The sequence below is a fragment of the Acetobacterium paludosum genome, from assembly GCF_008086595.1.
Classification (GTDB): Bacteria; Bacillota; Clostridia; order Eubacteriales; family Eubacteriaceae; genus Acetobacterium; species Acetobacterium paludosum.
This window is the reverse complement of sequence record NZ_RXYA01000013.1, coordinates 58,495-83,958: the sequence shown is the minus strand read 5'-3', so window position 1 is coordinate 83,958 and position 25,464 is coordinate 58,495. Positions and strand designations below refer to the sequence as shown.

The window sequence follows — 25,464 nt, the reverse complement described above, 5'->3', positions numbered from 1 at the left end:
CAAGTGTGATGAATCCAAAAGTTCCCCCACATAATATTGAAGCAGAACAATCCGTTTTAGGCGCCATCCTCATGGAGGAGTCGAATATTGCCCGGGCTGAAGAGCTGTTATCTCCGGATGACTTTTATCGGGGGGCACACAAAGAAATTTATCAGTGTATGCTGGATCTTCACAACGAAAGAAAACCGATCGATACGGTTACCTTGATCAATGTCTTAAGAAATCGGGGCGTGCTTGATAAAATCGGAGGAATTGGCTATCTCAGCGAATTGATTGAGATGGTGCCAATTAATCGAAATTATGTGGAGTACTGTCAAATCGTTCATGAGAAAGCGGTTATTCGAAATCTGATTCACACAGCAACCCAGATATTAGAAGATAGCTATGGGCACTACGATAATGTTGGGGACGTCATTGATCGAGCGGAACAGGAAATTTTCAAAGTTTCCCAGGGCCGTCGGACCGGAGATTTTCAGAGTATTCAGGAAACCCTCAGCACGACGCTTTCTCAAATTGAAGCAATTGAAAGCAATAAAGGAAAGCTTACGGGTATCGAAACCGGTTTTGCGGAGTTGAATCATATTACCTCCGGATTACAGCCTTCGGATTTGATTATTGTAGCGGCGCGGCCTTCTATGGGGAAAACGGCCTTTGCACTTAATATTGCTCAAAATGCAGCAGTGAAAGATAATTGTTCAGTGGCAGTGTTCAGTTTGGAAATGGCCAAAGAGCAATTGGTACAGCGTATGCTCTGCGCAACAGCCCTGGTGGACAGCAATAACGTGCGAACGGGAAATTTATCCAAGGAAGATTGGGAGCGGATAGTCGTTGGTTATAATACGCTCTATGGGGCCAGTATTTATATCGATGACACGCCGGGAATTACAGTTTCGGAAGTACGTTCAAAATGTCGCCGGTTGAAAACAGAGAAGTCGCTGGATTTGATCGTCATTGATTATCTGCAACTAATGGGCGGAGGCGGAAGAACTGAAAATCGCCAAAATGAAATTTCTGAAATGTCCCGAGGATTAAAAGCGCTGGCGAGAGAAATGAATGCGCCTGTGATTGCCTTATCCCAGTTGAGTCGTGCGCCAGATGCACGAACCGATCATCATCCGGTTATGTCGGATTTACGAGAATCAGGATCGATTGAACAGGATGCGGATGTGGTGATGCTATTGTTCCGGGAATACTATTATGAAAAAAATCCGGAATTAAAAAACATTGCTGAGATAAACATTGCCAAACAGCGTAATGGCCCGACGGGAACCATTCGGTTAGCATGGATTCCAGAGTATACAAAATTCAACGATTTGGCGGTAGGATTTAATGAAGAGGATTATGGACCGGATGTGTTTGCTTAATTAAAGGAAGTGATACAATGAATTATGATGTCATTATTATTGGTGCAGGACCAAGCGGTATTTTTGCAGCAATGGAATTAAAAAATAAAAATAAAAATTTAAAAATATTAATGCTGGAAAAAGGAAATGCCATCGAAAAACGAATTTGTCCCAAACGAAAAACAAATAAGTGTATGGGATGCAACCCCTGTAATATAACAACTGGTTTTGCCGGAGCCGGGGCTTATTCTGACGGGAAGCTATCGCTGTCGCCAGATGTTGGCGGTGAGCTTCCCGCGTATATTGGTTATAATAATACGGTTGATCTGATAAAATATGTTGACAGTCTTTATATTCAGTTTGGAGCAGATAAACGGGTTCATGGACTAGATAATCCTCAAAAAATAAGAGAGATTCGAACCAAAGCTATTCAAAATAACTTGAAGCTCATTGAATGCCCGGTACGTCATATGGGTACCGAGGTCGGTTATACCATTTATCAGCGGATTCAGAACTATTTAATCAACGATTTAGGCGTTGAAATTAAATTCAGAACACCGGTTCAGAAATTAGTCGTTGAAGACAACACGGTTGTGGGGGTCGTGGCAAAAGACGAAACGTACACGGCGGACAAGGTCCTTGTTGCGGTTGGTCGAGACGGATCGGAGTGGTTCACAACCATGTGTGATGAATACAAGGTGGAAACCAAGGTCGGAAAAATTGATATTGGCATTCGTTTGGAAACACGTAATGAGGTGATGCAGGAAATTAATGACGCCTTGTATGAAGGAAAACTGGTTTATTATACACCAACTTTTGATGACAGTGTGCGTACTTTCTGCTCAAATCCCGGAGGTGTGGTGTCGACGGAATATTATGACAATCACCTGGCAGTGGTAAATGGTCACAGCTATAAAGCGGACAATTTAAAAACCAACAATACCAATTTTGCGTTGTTGGTATCGAAGAGTTTTACAGAACCGTTTAATGAAGCCGTTGCTTATGGAAAGCACATTGCCAGCCTGGGAAACATGTTAACCGGTAATAAGATTATGGTACAGCGTTATGGTGATTTTTTAAGAGGTCGACGGACGACAGAAGAGCGCCTTTTACGCAATAATCTTCGACCAACTTTAATTGATGCAGTACCCGGCGATTTATGTCTCGTTCTTCCGTATCGGATTATGAAGGATATTGATGAAATGATTAAAGCTCTGGATCATGTATCACCAGGCCTTGCCAGTGATGAAACCTTGTTATACGGGGTTGAAGTGAAGTTTTATTCAAACAAGGTGACTGTGGATGAAAACTTCCAATCCAGTGTTAAGAATCTCTATGTTTTGGGAGATGGCGCCGGTATAACCCGAGGCTTGATGCAGGCATCCGCGAATGGTGTTTATGTCGCGCGAAATCTCTATAACGATTAATATGACAGGGAAACTTTATATTGTGGGAACCCCCATTGGTAATTTGGACGATATGAGCATTCGGGCGTTAAGAGTGCTCAAAGAGGTGGATCTGATTGCAGCGGAAGATACCCGACATTCCATCAAACTGCTTAATCATTTTGAAATTCCTAAAAAAATGGTGGCTTATCATCAGCATAATGAACAAAAATCAAGTGAAGGCCTGATAGCGCTTTTAAAACAGGGGCAGAATATAGCCCTTATCTCGGATGCCGGGATGCCTCTTATTTCAGATCCGGGATCGGTACTGGTAAAGAGCTGCGTCGAAAATGGTATTGCCATGGAGGTGGTTCCGGGACCTAATGCCGGGCTTTGCGGTTTAGTGCTTTCCGGTTTGGATACACGGGCATTTTTGTTTCTTGGTTTTTTGGGTAAAGAAAATAAAGCCATTAAAGAGGGCCTAAAACGGATTGAAGAGGCGGATGTTAGCACTGTTCTTTATGAATCCCCTCATCGATTGACAAAAACCCTGGAGGCCTTGGAAAAATTCGGTTTGGGTCATCGTCAAATGAGCATTTCCAGGGAAATAACAAAACGATACGAAGAAACCATATACGGCTCCATATCGGAACACATTCAGTATTTTCAGGAACGTACACCCCGAGGGGAATACGTTCTCTGTATTGAGGGAAAAACCGCCGAAGAAGCAAGCACCATTACAAACCTTGAAATTGAGGGGTTAAGTATAGAAGACCATTTAGCGCATTATTTAAATGAAGGAATCCCCGAAAAAGAGGCCATGAAACAGGTTGCCAAGGATCGGGGAATCTCGAAACGGGATGTTTATAATGTTGTCAAGCGATAAAAGCACTTGAAAATATTTTGATATACAGTATAATTAAGAATAACCAAATATAGAATTATGATGAAGAGAAGAGTAAATACTGGACTTGTCAAAAGAGAGCCGGAACAGGTGAAAGCCGGCGACAGAAAAAGCATTGAAGATGGCCTTGGAGTAAGTGTGAGTGAGGAAAACTCTAAACTCAAACCGCTTGCAAGCGATAAAACTTAAAGTTTAATAGACTTATGAAGGCATTATTTGTGAGAATGATGTGAACTAAGGTGGTAACGCGAAACCTTCGCCCTTGACTGGACGAAGGTTTTTTTGCGAACAAAGTTCAGCGAGCTTTGAAATTAAGAAACAAAAAACTAAGGAGAAAATTATGTCAGATAAAACATTTTACATCACAACCCCGATTTATTACCCCAGCGGGAATCTGCACATTGGACATACCTATACCACTGTGGCTGCGGATACCATAACCCGGTTTAAAAAGTTGAAAGGGTATGATGCATACTTATTAACAGGAACCGATGAACATGGGCAAAAGATACAAAAAGCGGCGGCAGCAGCAGGTGTGTCGCCAAAAGAGTATGTGGATGGGGTTGTCGCAGGGATTAAAAATCTTTGGGACACAATGAATATCAATTATGATCAGTTTATTCGAACCACCGATCCCGAACATGAGAAAACCATTCAACGGATTTTTAAAAAACTCTATGATCAGGGGGATATTTATAAATCCAACTACGAAGGCATGTACTGTACGCCTTGCGAATCATTTTGGACAGAAAGTCAGTTAGTTGATGGAAAATGCCCGGATTGTGGACGACCGGTGGAAAAAGCATCCGAAGAAGCCTATTTCTTTAAAATGTCAAAATATGCGGATGATCTGTTAAAACACATCGAAGAAAATCCGGATTTCATCCAGCCGGAGTCCCGAAAAAATGAAATGATCAACAATTTCATTAAGCCGGGGCTTCAGGATCTGTGTGTTTCCAGAACCTCTTTCAGCTGGGGCGTACCGGTAGACTTTGATCCCGGACACGTCGTCTATGTATGGATTGACGCCCTTCCCAACTATATTTCGGCCCTTGGCTACCTAAACGATAAACCAGATTTAATGAACAGATATTGGCCGGCAGATGTTCATTTAGTTGGAAAAGATATAATTCGTTTCCATACGATTTATTGGCCAATTATTCTCATGGCATTAAAGTTGCCGCTGCCAAAAAAAGTATACGGACATGGCTGGATTCTCTTAAAAGGCGGAAAAATGTCGAAATCTGTGGGTAATGTTGTGGATCCTGTGACATTAGTGGATAAATACGGAGTCGATGCTTTGCGTTATCATGTCCTTCGAGAAATGAATTATGGTTCCGACGGCGTTTACAATGAAGATCTTTTAGTCAGCCATATTAATTCAGATCTGGCCAATGATTTAGGGAATTTGCTCAGTCGAACCTTAGCGATGACAGAAAAGTACTTTGATGGGATTATCCCGGCCGAACGCGAAAAGGGTGAATTTGATGACAGTCTGATTGAATTGGCAAAAAAGACACCTGAAGTGGTAAGTGAATACATGGACAAGCTTGATTTCAGCAGAGCTTTAGAGGAAATTTGGAAACTTATCTCCCGTTCAAACAAGTATATTGATGAAACCCAACCTTGGGTATTGGGTAAAGATCCGGAAAAGAAGGGAAGACTTGCTCAGGTTATGTATAATCTAACCGAATGCCTGCGCATTGTCACCGTCCTTATTTCTTCCGCGATGCCTCAAACGGCAGAAAAAATGGCAGTCCAGTTAAACTGTCCAAGTGATTGTCTGACCTGGGAAAGCATTCAAAAATTCGGAGGATTCCCGGAAGGGATTGTAGTCAAACGGAGCGAAGCCTTATTCCCCAGAATTGAATTGAATAAGAAAGAAGAAGCAACCAAAGAAAACAAAAAAACGGAAAATAAAAAAGAAGCAAAAGAAGATTCAGAAGCGCTTCCAGAAGGACTCATCACCATTGATGATTTTGCCAGGGTACAGCTTCGCGTGGCTGAAATAGTGGCCTGCGAACCCCATCCCGACGCAGATCGCTTACTCGTGCTGCAATTAATGGTAGGATCGGAAAAACGTCAGGTGGTATCCGGAATTGCTAAATATTACAAGCCCGAGGAACTGGTTGGGAAAACAGTTATTTTGGTAGCAAACTTAAAACCGGTAAACCTTCGTGGCATCGAATCCAACGGCATGATTTTGGCGGCTACAAAAGGCAAAAAGTTGTCTCTGGTAACAGTTGACGGTATTCCATCTGGTGGAAAAGTTTCCTAATAATTACTATTTAAAAAAGCACGCAATGGCTGATCAGCCATTGCGTGCTTTTAAGAATAAGTTGAATTTTAAAGGCTTTTTATCGCATCAATATATTCGCTCTTTTCACGAACGCCGACAAAACGATTCACCGCTTCACCGTTCTTAAAGAAAACGACGGTAGGAATACTCATGACTCTAAACTGTTGGGCAAGTGTTTGATTTTCATCCACATTGATTTTGCATACTTTCATGCCGTCAGGAAGTGCCAGAGCAATTTCGTCTATTGTTGGGGACAGTGCTTTGCAAGGTCCACACCATTCTGCCCAAAAATCCACCATGACCGCTCCATTATAGGATAAGATCTCGGTTTCGAAATTTTCCATATTGATGTTAATCGTTTTTTCATTGGACATTTTCATTACTCCTTATAAATTGTATTTGCTCACATATTATATAATAATTCTGGTAAAGATAAAAGGATAAAAGATAAATTTCTACTATTAAAGGAAGGCCTTTGTGTTAAAATAGAGAAATGAACAAAAGTATATTGAAAAAAGAACTGGAAAAAATAAATAAAAAGAATAAGCGGCGCTTTTATATGCCGGGACATAAAGGACGCGGGGAAGACTTCGATTTTTATGCCTATGATATCACCGAAATTCCGGGTGCAGACAATCTTCATGATGTCCATGGTGTGATTGGAGCCGTACAGCGGAAATTAGCAAAAATCTATAACAGTGATGAAGCTGCAATTTTAATAAATGGCACTACCACGGGGATACACAGCGCCATTTTGGGAGCGTGTGTATCCGGAGATCAACTTCTGGTGCCGGTAAATTGTCATCGCTCAGTATTTGGGGCCTTGGCTTTAGGCCGAATTGAAGGAGTTTTTATCAATCCGAAAATCCAAAAGGATATGGGCTTTGCACAAAAAATAGAGCTGGAAAGTGTAAAAAAAGCACTGGCAGAAAATTCGAAAATAGCAGGGATGGTTCTAACTAATCCAACTTATTATGGAACAACGAGTGACGTAAAGGCCATCGCCGAGCTGCTTCATAGGAAGGGAAAATTTCTGATTGTGGATGAGGCTCATGGCGCGCATTTGCATTTTAATAACAAGCTTCCCATGGATGCGATAACAGCAGGAGCTGACGTGGTGATTCAAAGTACCCATAAAATTTTAGGATCGTTTACCCAAAGCGCTTTGATGCATTTCAAAGGAGAACGGATTAATCGGCAGCGGATAAAATCATTCCTTGCTTTACTGCAAAGCTCATCCCCCAGCTATCCCTTAATGATTTCTGTTGAAGAAGCGGTGGATATGGCCTATGAAAAAGGGGAAGCCGTATTTGAAAAAATAATTCAAGCACATCGGAGATTCTGTCAAAATCAGGAAAAAAGTGCTCCGATCACGTTATATGATGAAGTGGAATCAGACACCGGTTATGACCGCAGCAAATGGCTCTTTCATACTCAGGGAATATCAGGAGAACAGGTAGAAACGTTGCTTTCAGAAGAATATGGCATACAATGTGAAATGTCAGGTGATGATGATGTATTGGCCATGACCGGGATGGGGACCACATCAGAAGATTTAGAGCGTTTAACTCAAGCCGTTTGGGAGTTGAATGATAAGATTAAGCTTCACGATTTTCCCGGAAGACCGGTTGGAAAGAAGAATGGTCAAGCTCAAAAAAATCGGTTGACCGAATCGATAAAAACGGAAGTTCCCTTATGGGAAGCACTTACTTCGGATGCTACGGAAAGAGAATCCTTACAAGATGCCGAAGGCCGTTTAGCAGCAGCGTTTATTATTCCCTATCCCCCGGGAATACCGGTATTGCTGCCGGGGAGCAGAATGACACCGGAAATACTGGGCTATTTAAGCCGTTTATTGGATCAAGGCGTGGCGGTGGTGGGAATCGATGGGAATCGGGAACTTTTATTACTTAAAGAAAAGGGAGCAATTCATGAATCATAAAAAACATAAAGGCCAGCTTATGGTCATTGAAGGGGTGGATGGCAGCGGCAAGGAAACTCAAACCAAATTGCTCTATGATCGGTTGGTGAAACAGGGAGAAAAAGTCATGATGGTTTCTTATCCAAGATATGACAAAGAATCCTCAGCCATGGTAAAATTGTACTTAAGTGGGGCCTTTGGAGCAGATCCCAGTACAGTAAGTCCTTATATCGCCTCGACTTTTTATGCAGCTGACCGATACGCGTCTTACAAAGAAGACTGTGAGGATTTTTTAAACCAGGGTGGCACGGTATTGGCTGATCGATATACAACCTCAAATATGGTTCATCAGGCTGGTAAAATTCAAGATGAAAAAGAGCGGAAAAAATTTCTCGATTGGCTCTGGGATTATGAATTTAACCTCTATGGGTTACCCATTCCGGATCAGGTTTTCTTTTTAAACATTCCTCCGGAAATTAATGAAGAGTTGATGAAAAATCGCAACAATAAAATAACCGGAAAACAGGAAAAAGATATTCATGAGAAAAGTCCTGAACATTTAAGGGATTCATATAAAAGCGCCTTGGCCTTGGTTCATGAATATGGATGGACAGAAATTAACTGTGTTCACCAGGGAAAATTAAGAAGCATTGAAAGTATTCATGAAGAAATTTGGAATTGTATAAAGACAAAGGAGAGTCAATCAAATGATTGAAGATCAATATATATATTTAACGATGGCCACCACTGATATTGAATTTCTTTTGCTAAAAAATTATCTAAGCGTCAATGGAATTCCGGTGATTACGAAGGAAAAAGGGTTTGGTGGACCGATTCGAAGTATTTTTATGGGAAATTTTACCCCGGCACATATTGAAGTATTTGTAAGAGATAGCGACTATGACGAAGCGGCGATGCTACTGGATTATGAAAAATTTAATGCTGAATTGGATGAAGAATTAGAGCTGGCACAGGATGGCGACGAAGACGATGAGGAAAAAAACAAGCCTAATTAAGTAGGTTTAATTGGGGGAGAAATAATGTTTGAAAAAATAGTTGGACATCAAACCATTACAAACCATCTGGAAAAAGAAATAGCTGGAGGCGCGGTTGGCCATGCCTATCTTTTTTCCGGAATGGATGGGATTGGAAAGAAGAAAGCCGCTAAAGAATTTGCCAAAGCGCTTCTTTGTTTAGATACGGAAAAGAAACCTTGTGGACATTGTCCAGTATGTATCCAGATTGATCACGAAAATCATCCAGATGTGAATGTGATTACGCCTAAAACCGGAGAGGTCAGCATTAAGATTAACCAGATTCGGGAAATGATCAGTGATTTGTCGGTTAAACCCTACTCAGGAAATTGGCGCATTGTAATTATTGATGGCGCAGAAACAATGACGCCGGAAGCCCAGAATAGTCTGCTAAAGTCGCTGGAAGAACCGTTGAGTTATAATATCTTTATCCTTTTAACCAGCCATCCGCAATCGCTCCTGCCAACGATTCGATCTCGATGTCAAAGTTATCATTTTCAGCCGCTTAGTTGTGAAGAAATTGAAAAAATTTTTCAGGAAGAAACAGAGTTTGACAGCCAGGCAATTAATGAAGCGGCTCTTTCTGCCGGGGGTTCCCCGGGGATGGCATATTATCTTTTAAACAACCGTGAGATACGAGAGGAAAGAATCCATTATCTCAGAGAGATTTACAGCCTTTTGAGAGGAAATGAGATTAAAGTTTTTTCTTTAGCAGAAGCCTTGTCAAAGGATAAAATAACCAGCCAGGAGATACTTGAGTTTTTAATTAATTGGTTTTATGAAGTAGGCCTTCTGCTGGAAGGACAACCGCTGCCAGGTGAGGCAAAACCAAATAAAATACAGATTGAGTTTCATAAAATACTTCAAAATGAAAAAAATAAAGCCATTATTAAAACATTATTTGAAATGATGGCAACAATACAATATAATGTTAACTTAAGATTGCAATGGGAAAAGTGTTTCATTAAGATAATGAAAATTCAGAAAGGATAAATCCAATGGGAAAATCAGTCGTCGGTGTACGATTTAAAAAGGTTGGAAAAATATATTACTTCGATCCATTAGATATTGTGTTTAATCAGTTTGATCCGGTTATTGTTGAAACGGTCAGAGGAATTGAATATGGAGAAATTGCCTTAACAGCAAGAGAAGTGGATGATGATGAGATTGTAGCACCGGTAAAACCGGTTATTCGCAAGGCCACAGAAAAAGATACCCTTGAATATGAAAAACTTAAGCGGAATGAAGTTGATGCAAGAGAAATTTTCATCACAAAGGCAAAAAAACATAAGCTTGAAATGAAACTGATCGATGTGGAGTATACATTTGATCAAAAAAAAGCAATATTTTATTTTACTGCGGAAGGACGGGTTGATTTTAGAGAGCTGGTGAAAGACCTGGCATCCATATTCAAAGTACGAATTGAGCTTAGACAAATAGGCGTTCGTGACGAAGCAAAAATCTTTAAAGGATTAGGGGTCTGCGGCCGGACTACCTGCTGTGCGCAATGGTTGGGCGACTTTACGCCGGTGTCCATAAAGATGGCAAAAGAGCAAAACTTATCTTTGAATTCTACAAAAATTTCAGGTATTTGCGGACGTCTGTTATGCTGCTTAACCTATGAGCAAGAATTTTACGAATCGGTTTCCAAGAAATTGCCAAAGGTCGGGCAAAAAGTTATTACTGCAGACGGAGAAGGCGAAGTATTTAAGCTAAGCATACTTCAAGAAACCGTTTTCGTTAAAATACAAGTTAATAAAGATGAAACTGAGGTAAAAAAATATCTTTTAGAGGAAATTGAAGTAAAAAAATACGAAAAAGTCAAAAAAGACAAAGAATCATCTTGATTTCAATACAAAAAAGGATATAATAAATATGTTGTAAATGCTAAAAGGAGGGATTTTCGATGGCTTATAGAATTACAGATGAATGTATTGCTTGTGGCTCATGCGCGGATGAGTGTCCGTCAGAAGCAATTTCTGAAGGCGATATCTACGTTATTGATGCAGATAAATGTACCGAATGCGGTACATGTGCAGAACAATGTCCAGTAGAAGCAATTGTCCAGGAATAGTTAGCAAAGTTAAAAAAGGCGCCTTTTAGAGAAATCTAAAAGGTGCCTTTAACTTTGCTATGAGAGTTTTAATGCTAAGTTTTTCAAAATAATTGTGTTAGAATGAAAATCATCTGGGTATATAATTTAAAAAAATAGAAGAAAGAAATTTAGATATTATGAATATCTGCTGGAGGAAAGAATGCAAAAATATGTATGCGATATCTGTGGTTACATCTATGATCCGGAACTTGGGGATCCAGATCATGAAATTAATCCGGGAACAGCCTTTGAAGATCTCCCCGATGCTTGGATTTGCCCATTGTGTGGTGTAGATAAAGACGAATTTTCATTAGAAGATTAATTCCAGTCAATGATCCCATAAAAAAGGGCTTAAGCTCTTTTTTTTATGGGATCATTGGGGTATAATGAAATTCAATATAAAATAATGGAGGAATTATGTCAGTTAAGGCACGTGAAACTTTGGAGAGTAAACAAATCAGTATCCCGACATTAATAATAATGATACTGGTTCTTGTCGGTTATACATTTTTGTATAACCAGGTTATAAATAACGTAGCGGATTATCAGTTAAAAACAATTATAGGCGTTGTTTGTTTGGTTGTGATGATAGGTTTGTTTTTATTATCATTGCGTTATGTTACTACAAGTTTTGAAATGTTACTTACCCATGATCGGTTAATCATTGATCGAAAAATAGTATTCTTTAAAAAAACAGTTTCAGAAATTAGAATCAATGATATAAAAAAAATACTTCCAATAGAAGATGTCGTAAAAGTCGAAGGTACAAAACAAAACTTCACCTTAACAAATATTGAAGGAAAACGAAAATATACTGTTCTCTATGAACGACAAGGAAAAATTTGCTCAATAAAAATACAATGTTCGGGAAACTTCTATGATTCTTTAAAAAAACTAGTCAAAATAAGATAGCTTTAAGGAAGACTTAAGCTTGATAGAGTATTATTTAGCTATAACAAGTTACCCTCTTTCAAAGTTTTTAGAAAAAACCGAATGCTTTTCACACGGCTTCGGTTTTTTTATTTTTTGAAAAAGAGAATTTATTAGCTGAATATTTACAAATGAGAAAATAATGTTATTGTTATTATGATTATAAATCGGGTATAATACTTTTTAAATAGCATAGGATTAATGAAAGAAGGGAAAAACGAAATGGAAATTGTAGCAATAATGGGAAGTCATCGAAATGGTCATAATACCCAAAAAGCATTGGACTTTTTTTTAAAACAAATTGACGCTGATTATGAATTACATCTATATAATGTTAATAAAATAAAAATTGAACCTTGTAAGGCCTGTGATTATTGTGTGGAGCACCAGGGAGAATGTATCATCAAAGATGATGCGATGCCAGATGTCTATAAAAGAATAGAAACTTGCGATTTATTGATTATTGCAAGTCCTATTTATTTTAGCGCATTCCCGTCTAAAATAAAAGCACTGATTGATCGCACCCAAATGTTGTACAATCTGAAAGATCGTTCAATTATAAAAAAGAAGAAGTTGGTGGTGATTGGCGTTGGTGGTGCACCGCATTATCCACGACAATTTCAAGCAATGGAAAATACCCTCGAATGGTATAAAAAATACCTTAATTGTGAAGAAATTGGATTTGTTAAGTTTTCCCATACTGATGAAGTCAGTGTATTAGAAAATAAAAATGGGTTGGAAAGTCTTCAGAAAATTGGTGAAAAAGTTAACGAAATCGTTGCCGATAACGAAAATTAATTAAAGGAGAAAAAGACGATGGCAAAAGTAATAGATCAAATTGAATTTAACGAATTGGTACTAAATAGCAAAGGGGTAATATTGATAGATTTTTTTGCGACATGGTGTGGACCCTGCAAAGCACTTGCTCCCGTTTTAGAAGAAGTATCCGTTTTGTTAAAGGATAAAGTTCATATATATAAGGTTGATATTGATCAGAGTCAGGCACTCGCCAAGGAATACCGGGTGATGAGCGTTCCAACAATGAAGATATTTAAAGATGGCCAAGTTGTTGAAACCATCGTTGGTCTTCAATCTAAAAATATTTTGGTGGATAAGTTAAACTATTATGCAGGATAAATAAAAATATACAAGCAAAGTGAGATCACTTCTAAAGCGGAGGTGGTCTTTTTTTGTGTTACAAACTGATGAGTACCAGCATCTATTTTGTTTGCGAAAAATAGCGATTCAAATGAAAACGACTACCTTTCTGAATGATGCTTTTGTACATAGACAATTGAAAGATTTTGTCGTATTATCAGACATTGGAGACTAATAGTCTAATTACAATGATAATACAGAGTGCTATACTGCATGAAGCAAAAGAAAAGGAGTCGGTTATGAACAAAAAAAGTATGACTAAACGGAATATTCAACGGATCGCTGTCATTATCGGGGTTATCATCATACCTCTTATGTATAGTTATTTCTATCTCAGTGCCTTTTGGGATCCTTATTCAAAACTTGAAGGTTTACCCATTGCGGTTGTCAACAATGATTCGGGAGCCCTCATCAATAATGAACAGCGAAATCTGGGGAATGAATTTGTTGATCAATTAAAGGATGACGGTTCATTTGATTATATTGTCACCAATGAAACAGATGCCACCATCAATACGGAGGGAACAAAATACTATGCAATGATTAGTATTCCCAGTAATTTTTCCAGCGATATCGCTTCGGCGGCCGATAAAACCAAACAGACGGCAACCATTACGTTCTCGGCAAATGAAAAGCGCAATTATCTGGCCAGTCAGATTTTAAGCCGGGCCGTCCTGCAAATGGAAACCGGTCTCAGAGAAAATATCGCTGCGGAAATTGTCAATCATTTAACGGATCAGGTGGCCGAAGTTCCCGGACAATTGGGAACTTTGAATGATGGGCTGACGCAACTGGCGGATGGATCGTCCCAGCTGGTGGACGGGTCCCGGACGTTGGCAGACGGATCCCAGACCGTGGCGAATGGTTCGCAGACGCTGGCGGATGGAACTCAGACGCTGGCGGATGGAACCCAAACCCTGGCCGACGGATCCCAGACCCTGCAGTCCGGAACCGCGCAGTTTGCTTCAAAATTCTCTGATTTCAATACCGGCCTCAGCACCCTTAAAAGCGGTTCGGCCCAGTTGAATACCGGAGCCCAGACCCTGGCGGCGGGAACGGACCAGCTGGACGACGGAATTCAGGCCTATACGGCTGGTGTCGACTCGCTGATTGGCAGTGTGAGTCAGACCTCCGCTTTCATTTCTTACTTTGTTCAGGAGCATCCTGAGCTGATGCAGGACCCACAATTTGCGGCGTTCATACAGAAAATGTCTTCCAGCGATAATGCCGAGCAGATTCAGGAATTACAGAGTGCCGGAGTTCAGTTAAACGGTGCCGCCGAATCAATTGCTCAGGGTGCGGCCGGTTTATCCGCCGGTACCAGTCAGATAGACAGCGGAATTACAACCGTCAGTGCCGCTTCCGGTCAGTTGAATACGGCGGCTGACAGTATTTCATCCGGAGCCGCCACCCTGGCCAACGGTGTCAGTACCGTGGCCAATGGCGCCACCGCCCTGGCCGACGGCGCGACCACCCTGGCCGATGGAACCACCACTCTGGCCAACGGCGCCGCCACTTTGGCGAATGGCCAGACCACCCTTAACAGCGGCATCACTACCGCCCAGAATGGCGTGATCACCTCCATTGATACGGCCAATGCCGATGCTTCAAAATTAAATGGCCTGGGGACGTTCGTCAGTGCCCCGGTGACGGTTGAAAGTGATGTGATCAATCCGATCCCCAATTACGGCGCTTACTTCACACCCTACTTTATGTCGCTGTCCCTCTGGGTTGGCGCCTTAATCATCTTCTTCGGCATCTATTTTGACGCCGACAAGAAATTCAACATCTTATCCCGGGACAGTTCAAATAAAGTAATTCGAAGCTTTCTTTATTTGGTGATCGCTTTTACCCAGGCTGTTTTATTGGAAGTCATCATCAAATATGCGCTGGGACTACAAATTGGTCACCAGGGACTGTACTTCATTTCAGCCTGCCTGGTATCCATGACCTTTTTCGCAATTGTTCAGTTCTGTATTGTCCATATGGGTGATCTCGGCAAGCTGGCGGCCCTGCTGCTGCTGATTCTGCAGTTAACCTCCTGCGGCGGAACCTTCCCAATGGAAACATTGCCAAAATTTTTCAACGTGTTATATCCTTTTATGCCGATGACCTACTCGGTTAAGGTGTTTAAAGATTCAATCAGCGGGGTCATTACCGATGAATTCTGGAATAGCTTCATTATTCTGATCATCTTTTTCGTTGTCTTCTTTACTGGTACGATTCTATTGTCAGTTTTCAAAAAAAGAAAAGCGGATAAAAAAACAATTATGGTTAGCAATGAGTTGGATTCAGATGAATTGTTTTAAAAACATCGTTTAAACATAAACCAGTTATTAAAAAAATAGAACCTATGGAATGGATACTAAAAAATCTATTCATATAGGTTCTTTTTTTGTCGGAATTGCCAAGTAAATGTAAACTCATGATTGAGAATGGTCCAAGAACTAAGTTTAATAAGAAAGAAATGTTTTACTGGGTGAAATTAAAAATAATTGACATAAATATTTGATGTATTATGTTATAATATTTTTTAAAAACATCAAGAGGAGTTAGAATTTGTCAGAATCATCAATTACGAAAAAAGCCATTGCCAATGGATTGAAAAATCTTCTAAAAATTAAACCATTTGAAAAAATTACGATTTCAGATATCACAAATCAGTGTGGTCTTAATCGCCAGACTTTTTATTATCATTTTCAGGATAAATATGCTCTTGTAAATTGGATATATTATCAGGAGGCGATCATGGTGATCACTCAAGATCTAAGTATTGAAAACTGGGACATAAAAGTTCTGGACCTCTTGACCACCATGAAAGAGGATGCTCTGTTTTATCAGACAACGTTAAAAGACATCTATAGTGATGAATTTAAGAATTACTTATTTTCAGTATCCAAGGGGATTTTCTTGGAATTTATTGAACACTTTATAACGAATTTAGAGATGAAGGATGAGAAAAAGACGTTTATTGCAGAGTTTATTTCTTACGGGATTGTCGGAATGATTAATGATTGGGTGCAGCAGGGCATGAAACAATCACCTGAGGAAATCACACAAAATATAAAGGATATTATTTATGACAGCAGAATGTTAGCAGTTTCAAGATATTTTCAAGAATTAGCCAAGTCAAATAAGGAGACGATTAATGAAAAAAAATGAAATAACTGAAATAAAAATAGATGGGGTTATTTTTCCCGGCAGTTCATGGGGAATGGCAGACGGAAAAAAAATTATTATTAAAAATGGTCTTCCCGGGCAACGTGTGTTAGTTAATATTGCCAAAAAAAGAAAAAAGTATGAGGGGCGAATTTTAGAAGTGCTGGAAAAAGCACCAAATGAAATAGACCCACCCTGTCAAGTTTTTTCCAAATGTGGAGGATGCAGTTATCAAAATCTATCTTATCAACAACAGTTGAAGCTTAAAGAAAAGTACGTGCTTGATTTGTTAGAAGAGGCAGGGATTGAAGGCTTTCAATATGAGGGGATTGTTCCCAGTCCGGAAGTGTTTAGTTATCGAAACAAGATGGAATATTCTTTTGGAGATAATGAAAAAGATGGTCCATTGATGTTGGGTCTTCATGAACAGGGAAGTTTTTATAACATTGTCAAAACAGATGACTGCCTACTCGTGGATGAAGATTTTAATAAAATTCAAAAAGTTGTGCTTGAGTTTTTCTTAAAAACAGATGAAACGTATTTTCATAAACGAAGTCATCTTGGCTATTTAAGGCATCTTGTTGTTCGAAAAGGAAAACACACAGGTGACATACTGGTTAATCTTGTGACCACCACTCAGGGGACACTTGCGGAAGAGGCGTTTGTTAAAAGTCTGGTAAACGTGCCGTTGAAAGGACAAATTCGAGGGATCCTTTATACTCAAAATGATGGGGTTGCGGATGTGGTAAAGGCAGAAAAAGTAACGGTTCTGTATGGCGATGATAAGATTAAAGACCGGATTTTAGGATTAACTTTTGAAATTACCAGTTTCTCATTCTTTCAAACCAACACGCTTGGAGCCGAAAAACTTTATGCTGTCATTCGGGATTTCGTTGGGCAGGATCAAAATGAAATAATTTATGATTTATATTGTGGAACCGGAACCATTGCGCAGGTATTGGCTCCGGTTGCTAAAAAAGTAGTGGGAATTGAAATAGTAGCAGAAGCCGTGGCGGCTGCCAAAATTAATGCAAAAAAGAATGGTATGGATAATTGCGAATTTTTTGCAGGGGATGTTCTGACGGAAGTTGAAAAACTGGCATATAAGGCCGATGTGATTATTTTAGATCCACCACGGGATGGCGTTCATCCCAAATCGATTTTTAAAATTTTGGATTTTAAGCCCAAGATTTTTATATATGTGTCCTGTAAAGCGACTTCTTTGGCAAGGGATCTGCCGTTTTTTGTGGAAGCCGGTTATGAAGTGAAAAAAGTACAGTGCGTTGATATGTTTCCGCATACCGGGCATGTTGAGACCGTTGTGTTGATATGTCGCACAGATACCTAGAAACCTTGATTTTACGCACTTATTTAAACATGCTGTGTAAATTTACTCTGTAAGGAGGTAAATGTACTGGAAAAACAGATAATAAATAAAATTAAGGTTAGTGTGGGAATTGAACTCGTAGTGGTAGATATGTAATAAATAATAAGAAATTTGTGTATGTGAGCATAGTGTTAAAACTATTCGCATCAGCAACTTGTAGAGGAAAGGAGATGAGGGATAATAGGTCATTATATGATAAGAAAAGATTTTGTAGAATTAAAGCATTTGTATGAAGATGGTAAAATGTTTTTTTTTGAGGAGCAATTATCACGTTATACGATTCAAGAAATAATTGAATTTTCTCAATATTTTTCTCTTAATGTGCAAAATAAAGATGAATATTACAATGTTAAAATGATAGCAGAAATTATGTATAATTTAATAATTAGAACAGGGAACTATTGTGTTATTGAGATTATGGAATATGCAAAGAATGTAATCGGAAGATGTATGGCATTATCAGTAGATAGAGAAGCATGGAAAGATGTTAAAAAATATAGTATGTTTTTATTAAATTACGTTACAGATGCAAATGAAATATGTGAATTACAGGGTTGTTTAAGTTTGGCTTATTTTTATCTTGGAAATTATGAAAAAGAGTTAGAACTTAGAAAAATGTTGCTTGACCATGATGACTATTTGTCATTATATAATTATGCATTGGCATTATTCCATAATAGGAAATATGAAGACGCAAGAGTTTACTATAAAAATTGTTTAGAAAAATTCCAATTTCCGCCAGCATATAGAAATCAGGCACAAATAAGTATTATATTAGAAGATAATTATGAAGAAGCATATTTATTGGTAAAGAAAGCAACCGATGTATATTTAAATAATCCAAATAAGTTTAATATTATAGGTATTAATACTTATGTGGAACATCAATTATTTTTATGCGGCGTATGTTCTAGTGATATGCTATTTAAAGAATTGGGACTACATAAGAAAAAATATGAAAATGAAATAAAGAATGATAAAGATGCAGAGAAGAACACTTATTATTTGAAATTAATTAGTATTTGCTGTGATTTAAATAGAGCAATTCGGTATTTTGAGGAGATGGACTATAGCAAATCGTTTAAGTTATTAAATCCTATAGTAAACGATGTAGAAAGAGAAGTTATAGTTTTTAATTCTAAAAGCATATTTGAAGAAAGTTTAAAAAAAATTACAAAGGTATACATTATATTAATAAAAATCATACAAAGTCTTAACTTGATATTTAGTGACGCTATGATAGAGGTAAATATTGATGAAAAAATCTGTAAAATAGATATATTAAGGAATGAGATATTAAGTAGCGAGGATAATGATTTCATCTATGAGTACAAGAAAGTAATTTCTCTGTTCTTAAAATATATTAAATTTTTATTAAAATATTTATTTAAGGGAGATAATAATGAAATCTTAACATTATATGATTACATTGAAAGATTAAGGATTAAAAAAAGCAACTATCTCTTATCAACGTTTATGCAGTGTTTATATAAGTTGGGTACTATATATAAGGCATATGAATATGATTCCAAAGAATGTTATTTTATAGATGAATTACGAAAAAAAAGTGTTGATAAAATAAAATTGGTTTGCAGTGAATTTTCGGGCAAAATCAGAGAAATAGCAACATCTGTATCAGTATTGCAAAATGATGCTATTTGCACAGAGGATACTTTTTGTAAATTAGTAACTAAGGCAATACGGCATATTAAAAATAATGTACCTAGTTATGTTAGAAATTTCAAATCAAACGATATTACTGCTTTGCATGAAGAGGATTTCAGAGATACATTAGCAGTGTTTTTTAGCTCAATATATTCAGTATCTTCGGAAGAATGGAAAAAGGAAGGAAGAACGGATTTAATTGTAAATACAAATAAAAATGATAGAAGAGTTGTTGAGTTTAAGATATGGGGGAGAAATGATTACAAGGAGGTTGTAGGTCAAATTGTAGAAAGGTATTTAAACCAATTTGATGAAAGTGGATTTATTTTTATGATAAATAGCCAAAAAAGAAGCATTAAAGATAAGTACTTAGAAAATATAAAGAATGGAAAGACGAGTTACGTGTTAAATTCATTACAGATAAAAAGTACAGGTAGTATCGAATACTTTGTTACGAGACATCGAACGGAATTTAATGAATACAAAATATATCATTTCATTTACAACATATTTGATTAAAATTTTAGTATAAGGCGTTAGAGCAACCCCAAAAATCTCGAAAGTTGATGGACTTGCCTGTCCAAAGATTGATGTATAGGACAAACGAAACGTCCTCGATTCAGGCCCTATGAATGTTCAGTCCGCGGCAATCTACTGGTATAAATAGTGGAATCGTATTGAAAAGATGGATATAACAAATGAAGCAGCTCCTAGTATAGTTATTTCGAACGATATTCTATTCTGAAAAACGGATAAAAATATAGTAGAGGTTAGGAAAAATAGATAATAAAATTAAGACAACTGGAAGTGGAAAAATGGATGAAAAGACTACTGGATCGTATTATACTCCTCGCAAATTAATAGAATATATGATTGCGTTTATCAGAAAAAAAGCAGACATAATTAAAATTTTAGAGCCATCAGCGGGAGACGGGCGATTCGTCGAGGCATTATGTAAATTTAATTATAATATTCATGCAATTGAAATTGACAGAGTTAAATCAAAACATTTAAAAGAGCGCCAATTTGAAAACACTCAGGTTACTTCCTCAGATTTTATCGAATATGCTCTTACTCACGAAGAAAATTATGATTTAATAATTGGAAATCCTCCATATATAAGCAAAAGAAATTTGTTTGAATCCAATAGACAGCTGTCGTATGAATTGATGGAATATTTTGCATTGCCAGATAGCTTGTTTCAAAATCTATGGGTATCCTTTATATTAGCATCTATAAAATTGCTGGCTTCAAATGGGTCGATATTTTTTGTTTTACCATTTGAGTTTTTACAGGTACAGTACTCGGAAAAACTTAGAAATTACCTTGAGACAAGATTCAATTCAATTGAGATTATAACTTTTGAAGAAAAAATATTTGACCATATTGAGCAAGATGTCTGCCTCGTATATTTATCGAATGAAAACAATTTGGAGCCGTTTATTAGATATACAACGATTAAGAATTTGACACATACGGAGCCGATTTTTGAGAGTACTATAATGAGAAATAAACCATTAACTAAATGGTCTAATTGCATTTTAAATGACATTGAAACCGAAATGCTTAAAACAATATGTGATAGGTATCCTAAAATAAGAGAATTCGGCGATATATCTCCTGGGATAGTGACCGGTGCAAATGATTTTTTTATTCTTAATCAAGAGATGGCAAGAAAACTTAGAGATTCAGAAAACGATTTACAGATAATATCCAAGAGTTCTGATTTAGCAAACAAGCTATTATTTACAAGCGAAGATTATGATGCACTTTTAATTGAGAAGAAAAAAGTAATATTGCTAGATTTAAATAATTTAAAAGAAAATAATTTTTCAACTGAACTTAAGCAATATTTAAAAAGTGGTGAAGATAAAGAAATAAGTAAGCGATATAAGTGTTCAAAACGAAAACGTTGGTATGATGTTCCAATTATTAAAAGGGGGGAAGTTTGCTTTTTTAAAAGATATAACTTAATACCAAGAGTTATCATTAATCAAGCAAATGTATTTACCACTGATATTGCATATAATATAAGATTTCATCAAAACATAGATAAAGCGTCATTCGCTTTTTGTTTTTACAATTCTTTGACATTAGTATTATGCGAGTATAATGGGCGGTTTTATGGTGGTGGAGTTGGTGAATTGGTTCCCAATGAGTTTAAAGATTTGCACTTGCCATACTGTGAGGTGAGTTACGAACAAGTAATGATTTTGGATTCTATGTTTAGACAAAAATGTGATTACTTGGAAATTGTTGATTATGTCGATAGTGTAGTTTTAAATTTATCAGATGACCAGAAACAAGATTTGCAAAATATTAGGAATAGGTATTTAAAAAGAAGACTAAAACAATAGGGGGGTGCCATGTTGGAAGAATTAAAATATATTATTGAAGATAGCACTATTGTTGAACTCCTGGGTGTTCAAAATTTTACTAATGATGAATCAGCAGTGCTCGAGTTAGTTAAAAATTCTTATGATGCAAGAGCAGCACTTCTTTCACTGACTTTTGAAGAAACACAACTAATTATAGCGGATAATGGAATAGGAATGGACACTAATGATATTAAGAGACACTGGATGCATGTTGGTAAAAGCAGCAAAAAATATGATGTAGTAGATAAAAATAATAATACAAGAATACTGGCAGGCTCCAAAGGAATAGGTCGTTTTGCACTATCAAGATTGGGAAGAAATATTGAAATGTTTTCTAAAAAAGCTGGCGCAGTAGGCGTTGTATGGAGAACTGATTGGAATAGTTCATTGTTAAGTGATGATGAGTCATTAAACGAATGCGGCACAAGAATCATCATTAGTAACTTGAGAGAAAAATGGAGCAAGAGAAAAGTAGAAAATCTCGCAGAGTTTATATCTAAAACATACAATGATAATTTAATGAAAATTGAAATTAAACATCCGGTTGTTGAAAAAGTAATTACAAAGTACTTTCCGGTACCTAAACTAGGTAAGAACTGCTTAAGTAATATTCAACTAGTGTATGATAGTGATAAATGCGTGGTTACCACTAAAATACAATCAGATGAATTTCTTGATGATGCAATAAATTATTGTTCAGAGGTAAACCCTAGAGAGTATTGTATCGTAACGGATATGATTGATGAACTTAAGGCTTCAAAAGAATTTGATTTATCAATCGATGCACTAAAAGAGAATTTAAAAAAAATAGGTGACTTTTCGGCAGAAATGTATTTCAATATAAATTCAACTTCAACTGAAATGGAGAAGTTTTTATATAAATACTCAAGCTTGCCCGAAACTATTAAGGGTGGGATAGTTTTATATCGAAATGCATTCAGTATTTCGGCATATGAAGGGAAAAAGGACTGGCTCGGTTTAGGAAAACGTTCACGAAAGTCACCGGCTGCTGCATCACATCCATCAGGGGCTTGGAGAGTTCGGGAAAACCAATTGGCGGGTAAAGTTGAAATTGACAAAAAAATAAATTCGGTGTTACAAGATTTATCAAATCGTCAGGGATTAGATGAAAATATTTATTACCAATTATTTATTGAAATAATTCTTACAAGTCTAAAAGAATTTGAAAGATATCGCCAAAGCATTATTCGCCAGATTGATGTTAAAAACAATTTTGAAATCGAAGAAAAGCGCACACCAGTTTCTGATAAGGTGCTTTCAAACCCTATAACGGTATCTCAATTATCTACTCAAGAAGCTAAACAACTAGCAGCTGAGATTAAAACATATCGAAAAGAGAGCAATGAATATAAGCGTGAAAAAGCTAATGTTGAAGAACGTTATAAGTATGATGTTAGAATTTTAAACGTATTGGCTACTGCTGGTTTAAAAGCATCATCTATCGCCCATGAGATGAGAAATGATAGGAATTCAATTGCGGAGAATAGCAACAACATTATATTGGCGCTTAAAGAGTATGATATGTGGGATGAGCTTTTGTCCCCTGATAAAATAGAAAAAGCCTATAAGAACGTTCCTTATCTGATTAAATCAAATAACGAAGTAAGTAAAAAAATAGTAGCATTTATGGATACAATGCTTTCAGAAGTGGAGAAAAGGCAATTCGAGGCTACGTGGCAAAGCATATCCTATTTTCTATTGAAAATCAAAAATATTTGGGAGAGGGACTACGCTTGGGTTACAATTAAGGCACAAACAAGCGATGATATTTACTATCTTATGTCAGAAGATATTGTTCGTGTTGTTTTTGATAATTTGATTTTGAATAGTATCCAACAAAATGAAAATAAAGATCATCTCGAAATAAATATTATTGCGAACGAAAGCAATGATCAAATTCATTTTATGTATATTGATAATGGAAAAGGACTTGATAAAAAATACAATTCAAACCCTAGAAGAATATTAGAGGTGCACGAAACAACTCGCAATAATGGTCATGGTCTAGGCATGTGGATTGTCAATAACACAGTGGTTATGTCAGGTGGAGAGATAATACAGATCAATGGGCAAAATGGATTTTCAATAGAATTTTTAGTTGGAGGCAAAATATAATGGAAAAATTCAATATATTATATATTGATGATTCGCCAGAATCTGGGCTGGAACGCTATCTTGATACAGAATACTCAAACACTGAGTATGAAACAGATTATTCTGAGATTCAATTTATGCCTGATGATGGATATGAGTGTTTAATAAGAAATACTAAAGTTCAGGTAGCTAATATAATCTTTATTGATTCCAGGTTATTCGAAAATCGTACAGTTGCAGCAGGCAAATTCTCTGGAGAAGAGTTTAAAATTATACTTAAAAAGTACTATCCTTTTATAGAAGTAATTGTTATTACTCAGAATGATGCCGATAAAAGTGTCGGTACGATCTCGAAATATGATCCAAATTGCGGAAAAACAGCATCAGCTTACTATGCTGAACATTTACCAGGATATATTGAAAAGGCGATTGATAATATTTTGGTATATAGACGGCTTGCGGAAAAATTAGAAATAAATACTAGCTGGGAAAGCACGCTAATAGAAAAAATAATTAATTCTTTATATGGAGTTGGAACATATGATGAACTTACTAAAACGGATATTGACAATCTAATTTCCGCATTTAGAGAGATACAGGAGAAGATCGATGGTTGATGACTACCGAGCGACTAAATACTGCGCGAAAATAATAGAATTGAAAGAGAAAAAACAAGGAGTAGCTGATCAAATAAAAAGTGCACATCCAAGGGCTAGAGATATGCATAATTATATTAGAGTTAACGATGACACTTATAAAACAGAATTTATGAAGGCGTATAATTATAAATGTGCATACTGTGGAGCATCAATTGATATATTACCCAAAGAAATGTTTGAAATTGATCATTTTCTGTATGAAAAGTCATTTAGCAAGAAATCCGATGCGGGTTATATCGAAAATCTCGTATTAGCTTGTCATTCTTGCAATCATCAAAAAAGCGCTTTTCATTTACCAGAGGATGATAGAGAATTGATACATCCTGATGAAGAGAAAATTAAAGATACATTTAAAAGAAATGAACTTTACTACATAACAATTTCTGTTGAAAATAGTTCTAATGAAACTGTAAAAACATTCTATAAAGCTCTTGGGCTTGATGGTGAGATCCATAGGCTTGATTATCTGTTGATGAATATGATTGGATTGCGGCGTAAAGTCAAAGATAATACTGAAGTATGTGTTGCACTTGGAGAAGCTATAGAGTTACTAAGGCTTAAAAGGAATATGATGTAAAGATGTAGGCAATTGTCTTTGTACCGTTGTTAATTGGCAAATTATAAGTGTCAAAACAGGCCTGTTGTAATCAAATTATTTCAGCTAAACCTGGCTTTTCAATTATGGTATAATGGAGAAAAATCATTGCGAAATGTCAGGTTAGGGGTGATCCCGTAAAGACTTGGTGTGACCAGAATGGTTTCAAAGAACAGTCCTATTACTACCTTAAGAAGATTCGTGAACAGGAAATCGAAAAGCTTCCTGTAGAACTGCCTGAACAAATGGAGAAACGGTTCTATTCAAAAAGTTGGAGATCCAGGCACCTATTAATACTGGGGCTGCGGTTTCAAGAAAAAACTAAAATTTTGTAAAACAGTCAGGTCTAAAAAAGAAATTTCCGAGCATATAAGCCATAAGAATTTAACATATAAGACACGCACATTTCTTAAGCCATTACCGGAAAGTAATAAATT

General features: G+C 37.0%; 23 protein-coding genes. 22 read left to right on the top strand and 1 reads right to left on the bottom strand.

Features of this window, described 5'->3' with window-relative positions:
* The first annotated feature begins 8 nt into the window (after positions 1-8).
* The 4 genes from dnaB to metG all read left to right on the top strand — a co-directional run bounded on the left by dnaB (position 9) and on the right by metG (position 5,910).
* Positions 9-1,364, top strand: a complete 1,356-nt coding sequence (gene dnaB / locus FZC41_RS13360; protein ID WP_205737080.1) for a replicative DNA helicase — start codon at positions 9-11, stop codon at positions 1,362-1,364.
* Positions 1,365-1,381: 17 nt separating this feature from the next.
* Entirely contained in the window at positions 1,382-2,770 is a 1,389-nt protein-coding gene (locus FZC41_RS13355) for an NAD(P)/FAD-dependent oxidoreductase (protein WP_148567932.1), read from the top strand.
* Positions 2,742-3,614 carry a 16S rRNA (cytidine(1402)-2'-O)-methyltransferase gene (gene rsmI, locus FZC41_RS13350; protein WP_338000853.1) on the top strand — a complete coding sequence of 291 codons (873 nt, stop codon included), beginning with the start codon at positions 2,742-2,744 and terminating at the stop codon, positions 3,612-3,614. The genes FZC41_RS13355 and rsmI overlap by 29 nt, the downstream gene beginning before the upstream one ends.
* A gap of 328 nt (positions 3,615-3,942) precedes the next feature.
* Positions 3,943-5,910, top strand: coding sequence for a methionine--tRNA ligase (gene metG / locus FZC41_RS13345; protein WP_279235189.1), 1,968 nt, complete (start codon positions 3,943-3,945; stop codon positions 5,908-5,910).
* A 68-nt stretch (positions 5,911-5,978) separates the two neighbouring features.
* On the opposite strand, the gene trxA (FZC41_RS13340) is transcribed toward metG, so the two are convergent.
* A complete protein-coding gene (trxA, locus tag FZC41_RS13340; protein WP_148567930.1) occupies positions 5,979-6,305 on the bottom strand; it encodes a thioredoxin in 327 nt (108 codons plus the stop codon).
* Between the two features lie 119 nt (positions 6,306-6,424).
* Here trxA (FZC41_RS13340) and FZC41_RS13335 point away from each other — a divergent pair, with 119 nt between their 5' ends.
* The 18 genes from FZC41_RS13335 (at position 6,425) to FZC41_RS13250 (ending at position 25,009) form a co-directional block, all read left to right on the top strand.
* A complete protein-coding gene (locus FZC41_RS13335; RefSeq protein WP_148567929.1) occupies positions 6,425-7,873 on the top strand; it encodes an aminotransferase class I/II-fold pyridoxal phosphate-dependent enzyme in 1,449 nt (482 codons plus the stop codon).
* Complete coding sequence (locus FZC41_RS13330; RefSeq protein ID WP_148567928.1) at positions 7,863-8,567, top strand: dTMP kinase; 705 nt, start codon at positions 7,863-7,865, stop codon at positions 8,565-8,567. The genes FZC41_RS13335 and FZC41_RS13330 overlap by 11 nt, the downstream gene beginning before the upstream one ends.
* Positions 8,560-8,868, top strand: a complete 309-nt coding sequence (locus tag FZC41_RS13325) for a DUF2007 domain-containing protein (protein WP_148567925.1) — start codon at positions 8,560-8,562, stop codon at positions 8,866-8,868. Before FZC41_RS13330 ends, FZC41_RS13325 begins: the two co-directional genes overlap by 8 nt.
* Positions 8,869-8,892: 24 nt before the next feature.
* A complete protein-coding gene (gene holB / locus FZC41_RS13320) occupies positions 8,893-9,879 on the top strand; it encodes a DNA polymerase III subunit delta' (RefSeq protein ID WP_148567924.1) in 987 nt (328 codons plus the stop codon).
* 5 nt (positions 9,880-9,884) lie between these two features.
* Positions 9,885-10,733, top strand: coding sequence for a PSP1 domain-containing protein (locus tag FZC41_RS13315; protein ID WP_148567922.1), 849 nt, complete (start codon positions 9,885-9,887; stop codon positions 10,731-10,733).
* A gap of 59 nt (positions 10,734-10,792) precedes the next feature.
* Positions 10,793-10,960 carry a 4Fe-4S binding protein gene (locus FZC41_RS13310; RefSeq protein ID WP_148567920.1) on the top strand — a complete coding sequence of 56 codons (168 nt, stop codon included), beginning with the start codon at positions 10,793-10,795 and terminating at the stop codon, positions 10,958-10,960.
* Between the two features lie 181 nt (positions 10,961-11,141).
* Positions 11,142-11,303, top strand: a complete 162-nt coding sequence (gene rd, locus FZC41_RS13305) for a rubredoxin (protein WP_148567918.1) — start codon at positions 11,142-11,144, stop codon at positions 11,301-11,303.
* A 95-nt stretch (positions 11,304-11,398) separates the two neighbouring features.
* Complete coding sequence (locus FZC41_RS13300; protein ID WP_148567916.1) at positions 11,399-11,893, top strand: hypothetical protein; 495 nt, start codon at positions 11,399-11,401, stop codon at positions 11,891-11,893.
* Positions 11,894-12,133: 240 nt separating this feature from the next.
* On the top strand, positions 12,134-12,709 hold the full coding sequence (locus FZC41_RS13295; protein WP_148567915.1) for a flavodoxin family protein: 576 nt from the start codon (positions 12,134-12,136) through the stop codon (positions 12,707-12,709).
* 18 nt (positions 12,710-12,727) lie between these two features.
* Complete coding sequence (gene trxA / locus FZC41_RS13290; RefSeq protein WP_148567913.1) at positions 12,728-13,048, top strand: thioredoxin; 321 nt, start codon at positions 12,728-12,730, stop codon at positions 13,046-13,048.
* Positions 13,049-13,308: 260 nt separating this feature from the next.
* The gene (locus FZC41_RS13285) at positions 13,309-15,378 is read left to right on the top strand and encodes a YhgE/Pip family protein (RefSeq protein WP_170253991.1); all 2,070 of its coding nucleotides are present in this window, start codon (positions 13,309-13,311) and stop codon (positions 15,376-15,378) included.
* A gap of 250 nt (positions 15,379-15,628) precedes the next feature.
* Positions 15,629-16,231, top strand: coding sequence for a TetR/AcrR family transcriptional regulator C-terminal domain-containing protein (locus FZC41_RS13280; protein WP_148567910.1), 603 nt, complete (start codon positions 15,629-15,631; stop codon positions 16,229-16,231).
* The gene (gene rlmD / locus FZC41_RS13275) at positions 16,218-17,576 is read left to right on the top strand and encodes a 23S rRNA (uracil(1939)-C(5))-methyltransferase RlmD (RefSeq protein WP_148567908.1); all 1,359 of its coding nucleotides are present in this window, start codon (positions 16,218-16,220) and stop codon (positions 17,574-17,576) included. The genes FZC41_RS13280 and rlmD overlap by 14 nt, the downstream gene beginning before the upstream one ends.
* 231 nt (positions 17,577-17,807) lie before the next feature.
* A complete protein-coding gene (locus FZC41_RS13270; RefSeq protein ID WP_148567906.1) occupies positions 17,808-19,799 on the top strand; it encodes a tetratricopeptide repeat protein in 1,992 nt (663 codons plus the stop codon).
* 296 nt (positions 19,800-20,095) lie between these two features.
* On the top strand, positions 20,096-21,637 hold the full coding sequence (locus FZC41_RS13265; RefSeq protein WP_148567904.1) for an Eco57I restriction-modification methylase domain-containing protein: 1,542 nt from the start codon (positions 20,096-20,098) through the stop codon (positions 21,635-21,637).
* A 9-nt stretch (positions 21,638-21,646) separates the two neighbouring features.
* Entirely contained in the window at positions 21,647-23,794 is a 2,148-nt protein-coding gene (locus FZC41_RS13260; protein WP_205737079.1) for a sensor histidine kinase, read from the top strand.
* The gene (locus FZC41_RS13255; protein WP_148567903.1) at positions 23,794-24,390 is read left to right on the top strand and encodes a hypothetical protein; all 597 of its coding nucleotides are present in this window, start codon (positions 23,794-23,796) and stop codon (positions 24,388-24,390) included. Before FZC41_RS13260 ends, FZC41_RS13255 begins: the two co-directional genes overlap by 1 nt.
* The gene (locus tag FZC41_RS13250; RefSeq protein ID WP_148567901.1) at positions 24,383-25,009 is read left to right on the top strand and encodes an HNH endonuclease; all 627 of its coding nucleotides are present in this window, start codon (positions 24,383-24,385) and stop codon (positions 25,007-25,009) included. The genes FZC41_RS13255 and FZC41_RS13250 overlap by 8 nt, the downstream gene beginning before the upstream one ends.
* Positions 25,010-25,464: the final 455 nt, after the last annotated feature.

Bases quoted from the DNA above. Each gene is read 5' to 3' on its own strand.
- dnaB (WP_205737080.1), top strand. From the start codon at position 9: ATGAATCCAAAAGTTCCCCCACATAATATTGAAGCAGAACAATCCGTT.
- FZC41_RS13355 (WP_148567932.1), top strand. From the start codon at position 1,382: ATGAATTATGATGTCATTATTATTGGTGCAGGACCAAGCGGTATTTTT.
- rsmI (WP_338000853.1), top strand. From the start codon at position 2,742: ATGTCGCGCGAAATCTCTATAACGATTAATATGACAGGGAAACTTTAT.
- trxA (WP_148567930.1), bottom strand. From the start codon at position 6,305: ATGTCCAATGAAAAAACGATTAACATCAATATGGAAAATTTCGAAACC.
- FZC41_RS13335 (WP_148567929.1), top strand. From the start codon at position 6,425: ATGAACAAAAGTATATTGAAAAAAGAACTGGAAAAAATAAATAAAAAG.
- FZC41_RS13330 (WP_148567928.1), top strand. From the start codon at position 7,863: ATGAATCATAAAAAACATAAAGGCCAGCTTATGGTCATTGAAGGGGTG.
- FZC41_RS13325 (WP_148567925.1), top strand. From the start codon at position 8,560: ATGATTGAAGATCAATATATATATTTAACGATGGCCACCACTGATATT.
- holB (WP_148567924.1), top strand. From the start codon at position 8,893: ATGTTTGAAAAAATAGTTGGACATCAAACCATTACAAACCATCTGGAA.
- FZC41_RS13315 (WP_148567922.1), top strand. From the start codon at position 9,885: ATGGGAAAATCAGTCGTCGGTGTACGATTTAAAAAGGTTGGAAAAATA.
- FZC41_RS13310 (WP_148567920.1), top strand. From the start codon at position 10,793: ATGGCTTATAGAATTACAGATGAATGTATTGCTTGTGGCTCATGCGCG.
- rd (WP_148567918.1), top strand. From the start codon at position 11,142: ATGCAAAAATATGTATGCGATATCTGTGGTTACATCTATGATCCGGAA.
- FZC41_RS13300 (WP_148567916.1), top strand. From the start codon at position 11,399: ATGTCAGTTAAGGCACGTGAAACTTTGGAGAGTAAACAAATCAGTATC.
- FZC41_RS13295 (WP_148567915.1), top strand. From the start codon at position 12,134: ATGGAAATTGTAGCAATAATGGGAAGTCATCGAAATGGTCATAATACC.
- trxA (WP_148567913.1), top strand. From the start codon at position 12,728: ATGGCAAAAGTAATAGATCAAATTGAATTTAACGAATTGGTACTAAAT.
- FZC41_RS13285 (WP_170253991.1), top strand. From the start codon at position 13,309: ATGAACAAAAAAAGTATGACTAAACGGAATATTCAACGGATCGCTGTC.
- rlmD (WP_148567908.1), top strand. From the start codon at position 16,218: ATGAAAAAAAATGAAATAACTGAAATAAAAATAGATGGGGTTATTTTT.
- FZC41_RS13270 (WP_148567906.1), top strand. From the start codon at position 17,808: ATGATAAGAAAAGATTTTGTAGAATTAAAGCATTTGTATGAAGATGGT.
- FZC41_RS13265 (WP_148567904.1), top strand. From the start codon at position 20,096: ATGGATGAAAAGACTACTGGATCGTATTATACTCCTCGCAAATTAATA.
- FZC41_RS13260 (WP_205737079.1), top strand. From the start codon at position 21,647: ATGTTGGAAGAATTAAAATATATTATTGAAGATAGCACTATTGTTGAA.
- FZC41_RS13255 (WP_148567903.1), top strand. From the start codon at position 23,794: ATGGAAAAATTCAATATATTATATATTGATGATTCGCCAGAATCTGGG.
- FZC41_RS13250 (WP_148567901.1), top strand. From the start codon at position 24,383: ATGGTTGATGACTACCGAGCGACTAAATACTGCGCGAAAATAATAGAA.